19 protein-coding genes and 1 tRNA gene are annotated in these 17,039 nt (G+C 42.7%); 12 read left to right on the forward strand and 8 right to left on the reverse strand.

Annotated features, from left to right (window positions below):
* Positions 1-256 precede the first annotated feature (256 nt).
* From SHEWMR4_RS08900 to SHEWMR4_RS08945, 10 genes are all read left to right on the forward strand, one after another.
* Positions 257-889: a YchE family NAAT transporter gene (locus tag SHEWMR4_RS08900; protein ID WP_011622460.1), complete on the forward strand. Its 633-nt coding sequence runs from the start codon at positions 257-259 to the stop codon at positions 887-889.
* A gap of 253 nt (positions 890-1,142) precedes the next feature.
* Positions 1,143-3,137 carry a methyl-accepting chemotaxis protein gene (locus tag SHEWMR4_RS08905; RefSeq protein WP_011622461.1) on the forward strand — a complete coding sequence of 665 codons (1,995 nt, stop codon included), beginning with the start codon at positions 1,143-1,145 and terminating at the stop codon, positions 3,135-3,137.
* A gap of 203 nt (positions 3,138-3,340) precedes the next feature.
* Positions 3,341-3,428 (forward strand) — tRNA-Ser (locus SHEWMR4_RS08910).
* Between the two features lie 355 nt (positions 3,429-3,783).
* On the forward strand, positions 3,784-5,019 hold the full coding sequence (locus tag SHEWMR4_RS08915) for a tyrosine-type recombinase/integrase (RefSeq protein WP_011622462.1): 1,236 nt from the start codon (positions 3,784-3,786) through the stop codon (positions 5,017-5,019).
* Positions 5,020-5,106: 87 nt separating this feature from the next.
* Positions 5,107-5,814, forward strand: coding sequence for a type VII toxin-antitoxin system MntA family adenylyltransferase antitoxin (gene mntA / locus SHEWMR4_RS20595; RefSeq protein WP_413540385.1), 708 nt, complete (start codon positions 5,107-5,109; stop codon positions 5,812-5,814).
* A complete protein-coding gene (locus tag SHEWMR4_RS21250; RefSeq protein ID WP_413540389.1) occupies positions 5,793-5,924 on the forward strand; it encodes a HepT-like ribonuclease domain-containing protein in 132 nt (43 codons plus the stop codon). Before mntA ends, SHEWMR4_RS21250 begins: the two co-directional genes overlap by 22 nt.
* A gap of 262 nt (positions 5,925-6,186) precedes the next feature.
* Positions 6,187-7,227: a hypothetical protein gene (locus SHEWMR4_RS08930; protein ID WP_011622463.1), complete on the forward strand. Its 1,041-nt coding sequence runs from the start codon at positions 6,187-6,189 to the stop codon at positions 7,225-7,227.
* A 122-nt stretch (positions 7,228-7,349) separates the two neighbouring features.
* On the forward strand, positions 7,350-7,565 hold the full coding sequence (locus SHEWMR4_RS08935; protein ID WP_011622464.1) for an AlpA family phage regulatory protein: 216 nt from the start codon (positions 7,350-7,352) through the stop codon (positions 7,563-7,565).
* A gap of 18 nt (positions 7,566-7,583) precedes the next feature.
* Positions 7,584-9,083, forward strand: coding sequence for a YfjI family protein (locus SHEWMR4_RS08940; protein ID WP_011622465.1), 1,500 nt, complete (start codon positions 7,584-7,586; stop codon positions 9,081-9,083).
* Positions 9,084-9,487: 404 nt separating this feature from the next.
* Entirely contained in the window at positions 9,488-10,150 is a 663-nt protein-coding gene (locus SHEWMR4_RS08945) for an inovirus Gp2 family protein (RefSeq protein ID WP_011622466.1), read from the forward strand.
* Positions 10,151-10,322: 172 nt separating this feature from the next.
* Here the strand turns inward: SHEWMR4_RS08945 and SHEWMR4_RS08950 are convergent, their stop codons facing one another.
* From SHEWMR4_RS08950 to radC, 8 genes are all read right to left on the reverse strand, one after another.
* Positions 10,323-10,607: a CopG family ribbon-helix-helix protein gene (locus SHEWMR4_RS08950; protein WP_011622467.1), complete on the reverse strand. Its 285-nt coding sequence runs from the start codon at positions 10,605-10,607 to the stop codon at positions 10,323-10,325.
* 285 nt (positions 10,608-10,892) lie between these two features.
* Positions 10,893-11,615, reverse strand: coding sequence for a lecithin retinol acyltransferase family protein (locus SHEWMR4_RS08955; protein WP_011622468.1), 723 nt, complete (start codon positions 11,613-11,615; stop codon positions 10,893-10,895).
* A gap of 88 nt (positions 11,616-11,703) precedes the next feature.
* On the reverse strand, positions 11,704-12,270 hold the full coding sequence (locus tag SHEWMR4_RS08960) for a site-specific integrase (RefSeq protein WP_041408756.1): 567 nt from the start codon (positions 12,268-12,270) through the stop codon (positions 11,704-11,706).
* A gap of 108 nt (positions 12,271-12,378) precedes the next feature.
* The gene (locus SHEWMR4_RS08965; RefSeq protein ID WP_011622470.1) at positions 12,379-12,792 is read right to left on the reverse strand and encodes a DUF2787 domain-containing protein; all 414 of its coding nucleotides are present in this window, start codon (positions 12,790-12,792) and stop codon (positions 12,379-12,381) included.
* Positions 12,793-12,981: 189 nt separating this feature from the next.
* Entirely contained in the window at positions 12,982-13,395 is a 414-nt protein-coding gene (locus SHEWMR4_RS08970; RefSeq protein WP_011622471.1) for a DUF2787 domain-containing protein, read from the reverse strand.
* 238 nt (positions 13,396-13,633) lie between these two features.
* Positions 13,634-13,990 carry a type IV toxin-antitoxin system YeeU family antitoxin gene (locus SHEWMR4_RS08975; RefSeq protein ID WP_011622472.1) on the reverse strand — a complete coding sequence of 119 codons (357 nt, stop codon included), beginning with the start codon at positions 13,988-13,990 and terminating at the stop codon, positions 13,634-13,636.
* A 142-nt stretch (positions 13,991-14,132) separates the two neighbouring features.
* The gene (locus SHEWMR4_RS08980; RefSeq protein ID WP_011622473.1) at positions 14,133-14,495 is read right to left on the reverse strand and encodes a hypothetical protein; all 363 of its coding nucleotides are present in this window, start codon (positions 14,493-14,495) and stop codon (positions 14,133-14,135) included.
* A 40-nt stretch (positions 14,496-14,535) separates the two neighbouring features.
* Entirely contained in the window at positions 14,536-15,030 is a 495-nt protein-coding gene (gene radC / locus SHEWMR4_RS08985) for a RadC family protein (RefSeq protein ID WP_011622474.1), read from the reverse strand.
* 122 nt (positions 15,031-15,152) lie between these two features.
* Between radC and SHEWMR4_RS08990 the strand changes: the two genes are divergently transcribed.
* Together SHEWMR4_RS08990 and SHEWMR4_RS08995 are read left to right on the forward strand one after the other, a co-directional pair.
* Positions 15,153-15,347 (forward strand): helix-turn-helix transcriptional regulator, encoded by a 195-nt coding sequence (locus tag SHEWMR4_RS08990; protein WP_011622475.1) that lies wholly within the window; start codon positions 15,153-15,155, stop codon positions 15,345-15,347.
* A 177-nt stretch (positions 15,348-15,524) separates the two neighbouring features.
* Positions 15,525-17,021 carry a sigma-54 interaction domain-containing protein gene (locus SHEWMR4_RS08995; RefSeq protein ID WP_041408757.1) on the forward strand — a complete coding sequence of 499 codons (1,497 nt, stop codon included), beginning with the start codon at positions 15,525-15,527 and terminating at the stop codon, positions 17,019-17,021.
* The last annotated feature ends 18 nt before the right edge of the window (positions 17,022-17,039 follow it).

Genomic DNA, 17,039 nt, shown 5'->3' on the forward strand with positions numbered 1-17,039 from the left:
AAATTACACCTAAAGCTGAGGTGAAAGTGTGATCGCCTAGTCAGTTTGACGCTTTTATGTAATAAAAATACAGTAACTATGATCTGTTTTACCCTCTTTGACTTAGAATCCGCCGAGGATTGCCAGCAGCTATTACTCAAACTTGTGATTTAACCTCAAAAATCTCATTTTTCAGTCATCTGCGGTTAAGCTACTATACTTGCCCTTACGGTTAGTTTGATGAAATTGGCGTGACACGCTCAATAAGGACTGCAACTTGGAGTTAACACTTTACGTTAAATTTTTTCTTGGTCTGGTTGCCATTATCAACCCCATTGGTTTGTTGCCAGTGTTTGTGAGCCTTACTAGCCATCAAACCGAAGCCGAGCGTAACCATACGGGTAAAGTGGCTAACTTTGCGGTGGTGGTGATCCTGCTGGTGACCATAGTGGCGGGGCAACATATTTTAAATATGTTTAGCATTTCACTCTCAGCCTTTAGGATCGCTGGCGGCACGCTGATCGCGATTATTGCGATGTCGATGCTGCAGGGTAAATTAGGTGAAGTAAAACGCAACCAAGAGGAAGACCGCGAATCTTCGGCGATGGAGTCCGTGGCGGTGGTGCCGTTAGCCTTGCCGTTAATGGCAGGCCCTGGTGCGATTAGTTCGGTCATCGTGTTTGCCGCAGAGCATAATTCCTTCTCCAATTTTGTGGCGATGTTTATCACAGTGATCATTTTTGGCTTGGTAAGTTTTGCCCTGTTCAGAATGGCGTCAATCATTTACAAAATTCTTGGTAAAACAGGCATTAACGTTATTACCCGTTTGATGGGGCTATTAATGCTGTCGATCGGGATTGAGGTGATTGCCGCTGGTATTAAAGGGCTGTTCCCACAACTCTTTAGCTAATTGAGCTTATCGGGGGAGGAGTATGTCCTCCCTTGTTTTGGTGGCGCATTTTTAGCTGCGACTTTTTAATCTCAATTTTTTGCACAATGTGTTAACCGTAGAAAATGTTATCGCCTGAATAAGCTTATGCAAGCATCTGTTTTTTAGGTGTTTAGTAATAGCTAAATTAGGTAAAAATGGTCGTTCTCGCGTAAATCCTATGCTATACCTATTTTGTCTTATCTCTTAACCTCGCTTTAATAAGGAAATCACTATGAAATGGCAATGGATTGGCAACCTCAGCTTGAAACAAAAATTACTCATGGTTGTATTGCCGCCCTTATTTGCATGTTTTTTATATGGTGCTTTGTTTCTCATTGAAAAATATGAGTATCGTCAAGAGCTTAAGCTTATCGTCCAATTGAGTGAATTGGCGGTCACCAACAGTAATCTGGTGCATGAGCTACAAAAAGAGCGTGGCATGAGCGCAGGCTTTATTGGCTCAGCGGGTAAAGCCTTTGCAGGCAAAATCCCAAGTCAAAGACAACTGACGGATAGCCAGTTAAAACAATTCCAAGATTTCATTTCAAACAATGCGTTACCCGAAGTGTTTGCGCCTAAATTACGGGAGATCAACACTCAGCTTGGTCGCCTTTCTGGGATCCGTTCGCAAATCGACAGTTTATCCATCAGTGTGGCCGATGAAGTGGCCTATTACACCGATCTCAATAAACAGTTATTGGCCATCGTCGATGAAACGGCAAAGGCTGGCGCCAACCAAGAAATTGCCATTAAGGCCGCGGCATTCAGTGCCTATCTGCAAATGAAGGAACGGGCGGGGATTGAGCGTGCGGTCTTAAGTTCAACCTTCGGCCAAGCAGGTTTCAAACCTAAGGTATATGCCAAGTTTATAACCTTAGTCTCTGAGCAAAATACTTATCTGGAGCGCTTCTTGGCACTTGCCACGCCCAATCTCGTCGAGGGTATTCGTCAGCTGCAAAATGGTAACGAAGTCAGTGAAGTTGAGGCGCTGAGACAAATAGCAATCGACCAAGATAATCAAAAAATTCAGCAACAAAACCCGGAGGATTGGTTTGCGAAATCCACGGCACGTATCGACCGTTTACGGGATTTTGAGCAAGAGGTTTCTACCGATCTGGTTAAGACCACCACAGACCGACTCTATACCGCCAACGAGCATATGTTCTTCGTGCTCGTGACATTAACCGTGGTGTTAGTGTTAGTGCTGCTGTTGAGTTTATCGGTTATCCGTTACCTACACGACAGTGTGCACCATGTGTATTCGACGGTGACAAAGGCCAGGAAACATTATGATCTCAGTGTGCGTTTAACCCAAAATAGCTCGGATGAATTTGGGGAGTTAGCCATTGCATTCAACGACATGATGAATGATTTCGAGAGTGTGATCCTGCAAGTGCGTGCCAGTGCCAGCAAGTTACAACAAGCGGTAGAGCAAATGGATGTGTGTACCCACGCAATGGAGCAAGATGTGATGGCAGGGCACAGTGAGGCCGAACAAGTGGCCTCGGCAATGACGGAGATGAGTGCGACGGTGGCAGAAATCGCCAGTAACGCCGTTAATGCATCGGAAGCCTCCACCGCGGCGAATCATGAGGCAAAAGCGGGTAATATCGAAGTGGGTCGTACCAGTGCCGCCATTAAGGCTTTAGCCGATGATATTGATGGCGCCTCTAAGGCCATTAATGAACTCGACCGTGAAATCCACGGTATTGTGGTGGTACTCGATGTGATAAGCGGCATTGCCGAACAAACGAATCTACTTGCACTTAATGCGGCGATTGAAGCGGCAAGGGCAGGCGAGATGGGACGGGGCTTTGCCGTCGTGGCCGATGAAGTGAGAAGTCTTGCGCAGCGCTCACAAACCTCGACCTCCGATATTAAGAACATGACGGATAGACTGAAATCGGGCGCCAGCATTGCCGTTAAAGCCATGGAACGCGGACTCGCACAGGCCAATAACAGCGTGCACGAAGCCGAGCAGGCGGGGATTGAGCTTAAACGTATCGTCGAGCAAGTGGATATTATCGACCGCATGAATGAGCAAATTGCCACGGCAACCCATGAACAGTCTGCCGTGTCTGAGGATGTGAATCGCAATGCATTGAAGATCAGTGAAATTTATCTCAATACCCAGAGGATTTCGGATGAATTACGGGAATTGACCAAGGCACTGACCTACGATGCGGCGCTAATGTCCAAGGAAGTGAACAAGTTCAACGTCAATTAATGGCGAAAGTCGGACATAAATCTCAATTTATCAGGCGGTTTGTTTAGCAATTGCGCAACCGCCTGAAATCAACTCTTTTTTACTTGACCACCCACAGGCTTTTGCGTACAGTACCGCTCCGTTAACGACGAAAGCTTACGAGTAAAGCTTATAAGGTCGTAGCAGCGTGGCTGATTAACACGTAAAACGAATCACAACAATCTGGTGAGATGTCCGAGTGGCCGAAGGAGCACGCCTGGAAAGTGTGTATACGGAAACGTATCGAGGGTTCGACTCCCTCTCTCACCGCCAAATTCAAGTTTAAAGACGTCCTAGGACGTCTTTTTTCTTACTTGTATTTTATTGAAATCAATAACTTACCATCCTATATTGTTTAATAACATCTTACTGCATCCGAAGTTTTTAGTAATGCCAAAAGTAATGCCAAGGAAATTTGGTAAATTTTGGCATTACTTTTGGCTTCAAAAATACCCTTTTTTATGCCGTTTTTTTACTTGATTTTCTCGATTTTATGGCCCAGATTTAACTTGGCAATATCCTGATTTATCTTAATTTATTCAGTGATAAGTAATGCTTGATTTTCGAGTGAAAAATGATGCCAAAATCAAGCATTACTTTTGGGTTTAATTTGAGAGGGTAAAACGGTATGGGAAGGAGTACAAATAAGCTGACTGCAAAAGCGGTGCTCAATGCTAAAGCGGAAGCAAAGCCCTATAGATTGTCAGATGGTGGCAATCTCTATCTCTATGTGCGTACTGCAGGGAAAACTTGGGAATTTAGATACATACGTCCCTCCACCAGCAAACCCACCTATTTTGGTTTAGGCTCATATCCTGACGTATCCTTAGCTGAGGCGCGAGATAAAGCGCTAGAAGCGCGAAAAAACTTGGCCGAAGGCATCGACCCTCAATTACTTAAAGTTGAAAACAAATTAAAAGCGGCAACAGAGAACGCTCAAACTCTCAAGCATATTGCGCAAATGTGGATGGACTCTAAGCAGGGAAGCATTAAGCCTAAAACCATCGAAGGCAATTGGCGTAAGCTTGAGCTGTATGCCTTCCCTAAACTGGGGAGTATTGCGATTAGCAGACTCACGGCTCCCATAGCCATTGCCGCGCTAAAGCCCCTAGAGCAGAAGGGGCATCTTGAAACGGTTAAGCGTACCGCTCAGTTGCTGAATGAAATCATGAACTTTTCAGTTAACTCTGGTTACATTCATGCTAATCCGTTGTCAGGTATTCGAGAAGTTTTTAGAAAGAGCAAAGTAGAACATCTGAAAGCATTAAAACCAGCAGAGCTAGCTGAGTTGCTGCAGACTATTGCAAACGCCAATTTATTGTTAACGACCCGGTGTTTGATTGAATGGCAATTGCACACAATGACCAGGCCAAATGAAGCGGCCGGAGCCCGTTGGGAAGAAATCGATTTTGATGCCAAACTTTGGACTATTCCTGAATCACGCATGAAAATGAATCGTGAGCATATTATCCCGCTTACAGAGCATACCCTCGCGATACTCGAAACTGTTAAGCCGATTAGTGAACAGAGCCAATTTGTCTTTCCATCATCTAAAGATCCTCAAAAGCACACAGATCCTGAAACCATTAACAAAGCATTAGGGCGCATGGGATTAAAGGGAAGAACAACGGGTCATGGTTTACGCTCGCTTGCGAGCACTACCTTAAACGAGCAAGGCTTTGATGGTGATGTTATTGAGGCAGCGTTAGCCCATGTTGATAAAAACCAAATCCGCAGTGCCTATAATCGCACGACCTACCTAGAGCGACGGACCAAGTTAATGGAGTGGTGGAGCAACCATATTGCCACTGCAGCAGTGGGCTCTTTGTCAGTAACAGCTAGTTCAAGAAAATTAGGGGCATGACCTATAAGGCCGAGTAGAGATTATCTCCCTGAGCCAAAAGATAGGGGACGTGATACACGAATCTAACCTGTTAAGTCCGACTCAGGGTTGTTACTCTTACATCATGACAAACTTAAAGCCAAGCCAATGACTATCGAGCAGAGTCAGCATTTACACCGACTAAACGCTTTAGCTGCAAGCCATTCTGAGGTGGCAGCATTATGGCTTTATGGTTCGCAGGCGGAAGGAAATGCTAGCGAGCATAGCGATTGGGATTTAGCCGTCGCATTCGACCCGGTAAAGGCGGACAGTGTGCTTGATACTCGTATTAGAGCTGAAGTGCTTGCTATGGATTGGCAAAGAGCATTGGGGTTAGCCGAAGGGAAGCTTTCTGTTGTCGATATCAATCTAGCACCAATCCCTCTGGCCTTCGGTATCATTAATGCCAATAAACTTATCTTTAGTCGAGATGAAGGCCGAAGAATGCAAGAAGAGTCTCGCATAATGTCGCAAATGGAACTCGATTATTCAGCCCCAAACCACTTTATTATTTTGGATAATGCCTATATCACGTCATTGCGCTTAAGCCTTAGCCGGTATCAAGCCGAGCTTGGAGAGTTACGTCAATTACTCAGTCAGCGTCCCCTATCTAATCTTGAAGAACGCGCAGCAGAGCGAACACTACAGGTCTCTATTGAAGCTTGCATTGACATTGCAAAACATTGGGCTAAGGCACTGGCTGGACAAGCCCGCAGGATGCCTACCAAGCATTTGAGATCCTGTGTCAACGAGGTATACAACCAGCTGATGAATTAAATGGCTGGCGTAAAGTGATAGGCCTGCGTAATGCACTGGTACATGATTATCTGAATATTGACCCTGAGATCATCCGCAGTGTGAGCTCTCAAGGTTATAGCGATAGATGATTTGTCTTTGCAGAGCTGTGGTTGGAAGAGGGAGCGCTGAAGAAAAAGTAACGTCCGTAATTTATTAGTGTTTAGATCGCCATAAAAATCTTAGCCTTTTAAACTAGTCTTGGTGATTAGTTGCAAAAACATTTCTTTCCCAAAACATTATAACTGGGCTGTACGGTAGGTTTTTCTGCCTATTTGCTAAAATTAATTACCACGTCACATGCTATTTCTGCTATTAGTAGCAGAAATAGCATGTATATTGAAGGTGAGTTCGATGCAGGGCGTGATCAAATTATCGTCTGTAAAATTGCGTGAAAGCAGAGAATCGGTTATTAGCGATTTAGCTAATAACAATAGGCCGATATTCTTCATTGTTCCAGCTAATAAGAATGTATGGCATATTTTGCGTTATAAAGATGATGTTAAAAGTTATTTGTTGAAATTTTCTAAGAAAGTGGAAACTTATTATGGGTTTAATAGTTTTCACAATAAAAAGATAGAGAGTCAAAATGAAATATCTAATATAACGCTTGTGGAAAATGTATGCTATGGATTTTTAAAAGGAAGTCAGGTTATTAAGTTGGTTAAATCTAAAAAGGTACCGATTAGCGAACTGAATATTGTAATGGCTGATAACGAATTTGGTGAATTCGATTTCGGAGTAAAGCTTAAATTAACTAAAAACTATAATAGACTTATTAATTTAAGTGCAAGTGATATAGAATTTATACATTATGGTAAAATTGTGTTTACAGATAAATCAGTTAATTCTTACACTGAATTCAGTGATATAGAAAACCATAGCGTTCATATTGAAGTTGACTTTGATTCACTATACGTATTTGAGTCAGATATTGAAAGTTATATAGTGAATGATTTAAATGCTATTCCCGATGATAGCCCCTATTTCATACCAAAGGAACTGCGTCAGTTGACAGATCTCGATCAACTTGCCGTTTTGGGTTATCAATTATTCGAAAATAATTGTAAATCGACGATAAAATCTAAAGATATCGCTGCAAAAATTGAACGCACATTAGGTTACTCGGGCAAAAAAGCCTTGGCTGCGGCATATTTTCTAAGCCCGAGCCCTAAAGGGAATGAGATTACAGCTGAGCCACTTAACAAAATTAATCCAAATTGTAAGTTTCCCTTTTTGATCAAAGCATTAAAAATGTATGGTGTTAACGGCGGCACTAATGAAACTGCCCAGGTCAATCAAGCGATTCTAGCTTTTTTTAGTGACCTAGGTTTCTCCGAGGACAATGTAAAATATGCAGAAATTATGATAAGAATAAAAAACAGGGTGAAGTAATATTAATTTTAATCAATGAGTTACTTTCGTAGGGGAGTGTTTTCTATCCCCACCCTCCCTTTTCCAATATCTTCAAAAAATCTTATAGTCACCTTAGAAATTTACATGCTAAGGAGGCGATTATGCTTGACAGTAATCCGAGTTATTCAATCGTTAGGCTTGCTAGTGTTATTAAGTTAACTGGACTATCACGGTCTACTATATACGACAAACAAAACCCGAAATCTCCTCGATATGACCATACGTTCCCCCAAAAAGTATCACTTGGGCCTAGGGCTGTTGGTTGGTATTTTGGCGAGATAGAATCATGGCTTAAATCAGTCAGAACTCAAAAGTAATGTATAAGGAGACTTTATATGAAACGCACTGTCCCACGGATGAAAAATTTAGAGTTTGACGCGCCAGTTAACCAAGATTATTTCAGCGCTAAGTTTCCTATATCTGATGGTATTTGTCCTGATGTAGGAGAGGAAAGTATTTTTGGGAGAGCGATAAAAGAATGCTCGTTAATTACTCAGGCATCAAATTCTTTAATCATTACTGCTGGTCTAGCTGCTGTGGCAACAGCTCTACAGGGACATATTAATGTTGAATTACCCACAGGTAAAATTTGTCCTGTCTCTCTTAATTTATTAACTTGCGCGGATTCAGGTGAACGAAAATCTACAGTTGAAAAATTATTAAATAAGGGTGTTAAAAACTACCAGATTAAAAATGAAGAATCTTATCGTGAAAATTTTAAAAAATATAAGATTTTGATAGAGATGCATGATCTTAAAACAAAAAAAATTAAGAAAAAGCTGTATCTTGGATCTGATCGCGAAGTTGATGAAGGATTCAATGAGTTACTTGAGCACGAAAAGCACAAACCTGAAATGCCAAAATCATCCAACAGTATTTATGAGGATAGTACTGTAGAGGCACTTATGTCTGGACTCAAGAATGACTCGCCCAATGCATATCTTGGGTCAAGTGAGGGTGGTGTGTTAATCAATATGCTTTCAGAGTCAACTACGCCGTATCTCAATACTATCTGGAGTGGTGATGACGTCTATGTGGCAAGAAAAACCACTGATTCCTACACACTTTGTGATGTTAGGCTGACAACACACATCATGATCCAGCCTCAAACTTTTATGCGATTCATGCACAAATCTCAGAGTGCAGTAAGAGTCAATGGCTTTCTATCACGATTTTTAGTGTGTTTCCCAACGCCGGTGAGCGGTTATCGGCAAACGAGTGGAATTAAGTTTGGAGAGGAGTTTATTAACATTTTTCATCAAAAGGTTGAAGGTTTTCTAGATAAAATTCCACCTAGTCGTCAGTTAGTAGTGTTTTCTGATGAGGCAAAAGATATTTGGTTAAAAATATATAATGATATTGAAAGTAAAATGGCTCCTGGTGCCATTTACGCTAATGCTAAAGATCATGCCTCTAAATTAGCAGAAAATATAGCAAGAGTTGCAGCATTGATTCATTATTTTGAACAACCTTTTGATTCTAAGATATCATTTGAAGCATTAAATTTATCAATTAAACTGGTAAGTTTTTACTCATCACATTTTATGAATTATTTTTGCCCGCCCCCTAAGGATGTAGTATTGGGTAATGAATTACTATTTTGGTTAAATACACTTAAAAATTCTGGGACTCGGTATGTAAAGAAGAATTATGTTTTGCAGTTTGGACCAGTCATGTTAAGGAAGAGTGATAGTTTAAATATAGCTATAGGTTATTTAATGTCGAAAGGGGTGATTCAGATTTTTGATAATAAAAGAACAAAGATTGTTGACTTGTGTCCATTATTACCTTTTGATCAAAAAAAATTTGACATTGATATTAAATTTTTATGGTAATGGCATGCTTTGAAAATGATCATGTAAAATCAGAGTTAAATCTTTATCGTTTTTGTACTAACAATAGATTTTTCTAGCAAACCCAACCTATTTAAGTAAAGTATTTTAGTGTTAGGTTTGATTTTTTGTTTTGTTCTTCCAGGTTTTTAATCTAGGTTTTTAATATTATAGCAAGATAGCAAGATAGCAAGATAGCAAGATAGCAAGATAGCAAGATAGCAAGAGTGTGATAGCAAGAATGTGTTACTGAAGCAATGTGAGATTGGTCTCAAGTTTGTATGGTTTTACGGTATCTTAAGTATCAACTTTTTAGATGTTAGGTCTGGTTTTTCTGTTTTGATTATTTCCGATATTTATAGGTGTAATAAATTCTATTCTAGAAAGAATTATGGGTGATTTTATCTATGCGTAAAAATAGTAATTTAAATTTATTACATTGTGTCGAGTATTTTGGCTTACCTGTTTTGAAGTTTAAAAATGGTGTTTATGAGGAGTATTTGAAGAGAAATTATAATGTTATTAACCAGACTCTAATTATGTACTCAAAGGTTTTCGCCGTGAGAGTTGACTTGAGGTTTCCTGATCAATATAAGTCATATGACAATAGTGCAGTTACTCGATTTGTCGAATCATTGAAATCACAAGTTAAGGCTGATTATATTGCAAAAACTAAACATTCAGACGGGTTTGTACATAAAAGCGATGTACTGTACATCTGGGTGCAAGAAACTGGAGAACATAATAAACCACACTACCATCTTTGTTTGTTTTTTAATGGTAATGCCTACAGAAGTTTAGGTAAGTTTGAACTTGGTAGATCTAATATGTATAACCGAATCGTTAAAGCTTGGGCGAGTGCATTAGCCATAAAAACAATTAATGCGCAAGGTTTAGTTCATATTCCAAAGCATTCTTGTTATTTCTTGGATAAAACTTTGCCTTTTACTAAAACTTTTGAATTTCGAGTTTTATTTATTCGCTTAAGTTATTTTGCTAAAGTGGATAGTAAATACTATGGTGATAGACGACATCATTATGGTTGTAGTAGGACGCCAGACATCAAATAGAGGCAATTCATAATTCTGAATTAGTTCTGTTAGCAATGTACGAGTGAATTGTTTTCCATTTTGTAAATGATATTAGTAATGGGGGCGTTGACCAGTTATGTCATTGTGATAATTTTACTGCGAACACATTCATCTAAGCACTCTAAATTAGCTAATGCAGTGGCAGTGAAGATTATTTGTGGCATGTAGGGGCAGCCTTTTCATTTTCACTTCCCCAAGACTCGAGCCAACTCACCACTTCGTCATCGGTGACATGCAATCCTGATGTCTGGTGTGCTTCCCATGCGCGTAACGCTTCTTGCTGCAACGCCTCGCGTTTCTCTTCTCTTTCAACGTATACACGGTTCGCTTCCCGCATCATCCAGTGTGATGAACGTTTACGCGTTTCGGCTAAATGCTCGACTCTGGCTTTAATATCGGCATCTAATTTTACCGACACGGGTTTGATTGTGCTCATCTGTGACTCCAGAGGTAATCCTTAGTACTACTAGGTAATACCTTAGCATAACGTGGTAAAAAAATAATGATTACTCGGTTTACTCGTCTGCTCAAGCAACGCCATAAGCTCAAGGATGATAGAAGATAGTTTGTATCGCTTAACTGGACACTAATGTTACGCCGTGTCATCACGCTAATCTTCAACGTAATCGCAATAGGGATAAAAACGATAGCGGCGGCATGCCGCTTCGTTTATAGGGTTTGGCTAATGGCTGACTTAGCACTCAATACCGTCGCAGAAGCATCATGACCTTAACCAATGCCATGCATCGGCTATCAGCCCCGCACCGGCTTTTACACCATTGATGCCCACTTCTGCTGTCGTCAACACGGTGTTTAAGCCCGTTTCTATACTGCCGGTGACGAGTTTGATCCCCGCATAGGTCATCTCTCCTTGGCGTAAGCAAGTATAAGTTTCATCTAGAGTTTGCGTGGTGCCTTTTAGTAGGCATTCGGCAGGTTTAGCCACAAGATCTCCAGGTGTACCTAGCAGCGTGTTGACGTTATCGGGTAACCCTAGGTATTCACCGGTCATTTTGATGACGGTAGAGGCTAATACGACGTTTGCGACAGTCCCCGTGGCAAGCTTTGACGCGCTCCTCCCTAGTAAACCTGCTCTGGCTGAGCCTTGCAGCGCCATGTGGGTGAGATTACTGACTTGATTAGAGGTACTGCTCCCCGCTAAGCATTCATTGACGAAGTGCTCGCAATTGTTGGTAGCTACGCCGTATGGGCTATGACCCAGTTGACTGCGTGCAAGTTCAATGGCCTGATGGGGAAACAGGCTGGACTTTTTCACTCTGATCTTATGGCCACTGGCAAATTGCAGCAGATCGATTTCTTCGATGATGCCCTGTTTAGATAAGTGAATCACATTTCCATGGCCGACATAGAGGCCATGGTGTTCGGTTAAGCCAAGCGGATCGATATTGGTGACCAGATGATCACCGGGTTGAAATGTATACATGGTATGGACTCCAAGAAAAACAACGCAGATAACCTTAGGTCGCATCTGCTAATGGGGTGAATCGGGTGAAATGGACGTGCTGATTGACTCAGATTTCCAGCTCGACAAAGTCCTTATCGATTTGCTGCTGAGTAATGCCGATATAACGCAGGGTGACCGCTTCCGATTGATGCCGCAGCATGCGCATCACCCGACCAATGTCTTTGCAGGCTTGATATAGGTGATAGCCGCGGGTTCTACGCATCGAGTGGGTGCCCAGGGCTAACTTGATATCGTCACCGACAAAGGCAAACGCTTTGGCGACTGCACGCCGTGTCAGTGGTTTCGCGGGGGCCTGCCGGTCTTTGGCTTGGCTCGAGCGGTGGGATTGGAACAGGTAGATATGCTCGGGGTGACGCTGGTGGATCGCCTCAATCAACGCCAGCGTCTTCGGGTTGAGCTTGATGCTGGCGCGTTTACCGGTCTTCTGTTCAATGATAGTTAAGCGGTCGCCGTCGATATCGCTGAACTTGATGGCCAGTAAGTCCGAGATCCTAAGGGCCAGGTTAAGGCCGATATTCCAGACATCGGCCATCTGCTGACCAAAGTGACGTTCGAGCAGGTAACTGATAAGCTTGATGGTGTCGCGGTTCTTGACCGCTTCGACTTCGTTCATGCTGGGTTCCCTCAATTGTCTATGTGATGAATGTGGGCACCAGCACATCGCAAACCCGCATCGGGCCTGCATTGCTTGGTTCCCAAAATACCTTTGTGGGCACCAAGTTCAGTCGGCGCTGATCTGAACCTGGTACACCTCCATCTCGATGTAGTTACAGAAGTTCTCCAGTAACAGTCGTACCAGGCTGTCGGCGTGCTCGAGGTAGCAGCGGCCAAAGAAGCTGTTGTAGACCTGTTTCTCCTGAAACAGCACTTCCATTTCTTTCTCAAGCTCAGGGAAGGGGAAGGGGCCGCCGCAGTAGGCAAAGTCAGTGAAGTAATTGAGATACCAGCAATCATTTTGGCGGTAGAGATTGATCTCCACTGGGTGATAACCGCCGCTCTCATAGCTGTAGTCGGGATCGCGGTAGTTAAAAGTGACGCTGTTGAGATCAGGGTGATTGAGTGCGGCCAGTTGCTGCTCCAACAATTCATAAAAGTGCTCTGGCAGTGGCAGGATGGTTTCGCGATGTATTTTCATGGTGGACTCCAAAACAAAAAGCCCGCGAACGACAGGCGTTGCGGGCAGGGTAGGTTGTTAACGACAGGGGCTTGTCGCAATGAATTAGACTGATTAGCGCGGGAGTGATGCGCTTGGCCTGTTGATAGCGATAGAACTGAAACCGGTAGATATGATTAGGATGTTCGCGCGAAATGAGGGCGAGGCGAGTTAATCAAAGCTCACTTGCACCTCATAGGCTTCCATCTGGTAGTAACTGACAAAGTTATCGCTGAACAACTTAATCAGCCCCTGTGATTCCCGCTCAGTAATCCAGCCACTAAACAGGCTATAGACCTGCTTGCTGTTAAAGCAGATATCGATGTCTTTAACCAGTTCAGGGAAGGGATGACCGCGAAAAGCAAAGTCGGTAACGTACACTAAACGCCAATGTTCTTGCTGTTTCTCTAGTCGTACTTCGACGGGATGAAAGCCACCCGCTTCGGCGCTGTAGTCTGGGTCGCGAAAATTAAGGGTGATGGCGTTGGCATCTTTTGGATCGACGTTGGCCAGTTCCTTTTCAATCACTTGGTAAAAACGATCAGGCATCGCTGGCGGTTGGTTACGCTTGATGGTTAATGTCATGGGATATTCCTTATTTAAAAACGGGCATAAGCAAGAGCTAAGGCGCAGTTACGCCTTAGCTCTTGCTGTCTATGCGGTTTGAAAACAGTTGTTGGTCAAGCTGTTTAACGTGAGTCGCTATGGGCTACTTGCTAAGGTTTTTGAGCTGGGAGATTAAAGTTTGGTGGTTATGTTTAACGGATTAGTACTGGCTTACGATAATGAATGGGATATTGAGTCAGGGCGAAGTTGCTGGTGGTCAGTGGCTTAGCTTTGGTTTAGTTTCGGTTTGATAAATCGCAATATACAAATAACCGTGACTGCCAAGTGTGTCGGCCTCACAGGTAAAGCCAGCGTGTTCAATGCTAACGCAGTGCTGCTCTGTGGTATCAATCTCGCCGGTGGCCACCAGCCGCTCAAGCTGTTTAACCATCGCGGGAAAGGCCTCGACAAATTGTTGTTTAATGGCTGGTGGAAATTCACCAACAAAGCTTGCGCGGTCATGGAGATAATCCAAGTACAGACCGCGTAAAATCAGTCTCGCACCAAAGCGGGGAGACACTTTACGGGGCAAGCCCCAGGCGTGCTCAATATCGAAAAGTTTTAGGGTTGTCATAGTGACCTCTATGGTTAAAGGATGAAACTAAGGGAATGGCTTGCTTGTTAGCGGACTAGCGAGAGCGGTGATAAATGCCAAGGCGAGTACAAACGCTGAATACAGCTGGCTAGGTAGCTGGATATCGGGCAGGTAATCGTTTTTAGGTATGCACACTCCAATTAGGCTGTTCATTACTGCCATGGTTAAAGTACACCCCGTTGATCACCCTTTGCCATTCTCCTGTTGGCACACCATAACTGTCACAGGGGCAAACATAGCGGCAAAAGGCAATTTCCTTGGGTAAGTGTTCAACCACATCACGGTGAAACACACTTAATACAGTTTTATGCAGCTTTGGATTCGGCGCCACAATCGGCTTGCCAATCACTTGGCCCATGGCATTAAGTGGCCGCACAAACATCGGCAAAATGAGTTCAACCGCTAAACGGTTACGTAGCTCAGGAAAAGCAGCGCAGGCTTCGGCAACACAGGCCTGTGAAAAGCTATCAGTAAATTCAATCATGGTGGACTCCTTAAAAAGGTGTGGCAGGTTTAAACGTTGGCTAGAGCAAGCCGCGCTCAGCAAAGGACACTGGCGTGCGGCCAACCACGATATGGTCAAGCACGCGCACATCGATAAGCGCTAAAGCATCGGTTAACCGTTGAGTGATGTACTTATCTGCAGCCGAAGGTTCAGACTCACCGGAGGGATGGTTATGGGCAAAAATCACTGCAGCGGCATTGACAGCCAACACAGCCTTAACCACCTCCCGTGGATAAACACTGGCGGCATCTAAGGTGCCAAAGAACAACTCTTTAAACTCGAGTAATTGATGCTGATTATCGAGCAGCATTACCGCAAACACCTCCCGCTCATAACCGCCGAGTTTGTAAGTTAAAAAATCCTTAGTGGCTTGAGGGTTGGTATAGGCGTCCTTCTTCACATAGCGCTCGGCAATGATATTGGCGGCAGAGGCTAGGATCGCTTCGGCAGTTTGCGGCCAATGGTTTATAGGTTGGTCTATTGAGTTGTTAGGTTCAGTCGCTTTTGTTGACATATCAGGCTCCTTGAAAGCGTTAATGGGCTTATGCACTGGAGTGATATATATCTAAAAATATTTGGAAAAGTTAAAAATTACTGGCATATCTAATGGAATGAAACCATTACCAAGAGTTCAGCATGACACCAAACATAAAGCTAATTCGAATTAAAGACGTAATTGACACTACTGGCTTAGCCCGTTCAACCATTTACAAGTACGTCGATAAAGGTATTTTTCCTAAAGCTGTGACATTGGGCCTTAGAGCCGTTGCATGGGTAGAAAGTGAAATACAAGGGTGGATTTTGGCAAGCTTTAGGGTAATTAATTGTTAGGTAGTAATCGACATCAACCAAAATGAAAAACAAAGAGCTGTAATAGGCAATATTGATTCAAATGCATTGAAAAATGGTTGTTTTTCTGTAAATTATCAAACGCTACAAGTCTGACGAACAACAGCCAACATGACATGTTTGCTTTTACTATTGATAAATTTAAATATTGGTTTAGGGATGAACATAATTAACGAAAAAGTGTTGGTTAGTTGGATTGGTGGCAACGATTTAGAATCAAAGGCGAGTAAAATGACTGGCCCTATATGGGCGACAGTATCTGATGTTACCTTTGATAGGCTTGAGCTTATTTACAATTATCCGTCGGATCTAGTTACTCCATACCTTGAACTACTCACTGGCAATCTGAGTTGTCCAGTCAACGCACGTAAGGCCGATTTATCCTCGCCAATTAATTTTGGAGAAATTTACCTCGCTGCAGAACGGCTACTGGACGTTATTAGTTGTGAAACCATTGCACTGTCTATTTTATTGAGTCCAGGTACACCTGCTATGCAGGCTGTATGGATATTACTCGGTAAAACTCGATTCGCCTGCAACTTTTATCAAGCATCAAAAGAACAAGGCGTTAATATTGTAGAAATTCCTTTTAAGCTCACTGCTGAATATATTCCTTCGATGACTAATCTAGCCCCTACTGAATTTGGGCAACTTGGTCTATTGGACTCTGATGCTGATCCTGCCTTTGATGACATTATTACCCTTGATCCTGAAATGTTACTACTTAAAGCCAAGGCACAAGTTTTAGCATCGCATGAAGTATCTGTGCTGATTTGTGGTGAGAGTGGTACCGGCAAAGAGATGTTTGCTCGGGCAATTCATAATGCAAGTGCGAGAAGGGATAAACCATTTGTTGCGGTCAATTGTGGCGCATTTCCCTCAGAACTTATTGATTCAATACTTTTTGGTCATAAAAAGGGGGCTTTTACTGGTGCGGTTTCAGATAAGGTAGGAGTTTTTGAATTGGCACATTCAGGTACTCTTTTTTTGGATGAGTTTGGCGAGCTTGATAGTTCAGCCCAAGTCAGGCTACTTAGAGTATTACAAGATGGTAAATTCACTCGCTTGGGAGATAGTAAAGAACGTAGCAGCAATTTTCGTTTGATCACAGCAACTAATCGAGACTTGATGGCTGACGTTTCCAAGGGTAGGTTCAGGGAGGATTTATTCTATAGGGTTGCCATTGGTGTGTTGTCCTTACCACCTCTAAGGTCTCGACAAAGCGATTTAGACCATCTAGCAGATCAGTTTACCGCCATGCTCACACAAGAATACCCTTCACTAGGTGGTAAAAAAATTTCCACTGCTGCAAAAAAAATTATCAGTAATCATCGTTGGCCTGGAAATATCAGAGAGCTGAAAGCAACGATTCTTAGGGCAGCCTTATGGTCTGAAACTGCCGTATTGGAAGACGTTGATATACTCAGGGCGATACTTTCGACGCTCCAAAATAGTGAGAGCATTCTCGAAAGAGATATATCAAAAGGTGTTGATATAAAAAGTATTATTGATCTAGTAGAGCGGCACTATTTAGAACGAGGATTGGCATTTACGTCAGGGAATAAACGTAAAACGGCGTTGTTACTCGGCTACAACAATCACCAAACTTTAAATAATCGCCTTAAAAAACTCGGCCTAGAAAACGACAATGACTAAATTGGCATAAAAGTCGCT

Source organism: Shewanella sp. MR-4, assembly GCF_000014685.1.
Taxonomy (GTDB): domain Bacteria; phylum Pseudomonadota; class Gammaproteobacteria; order Enterobacterales; family Shewanellaceae; genus Shewanella.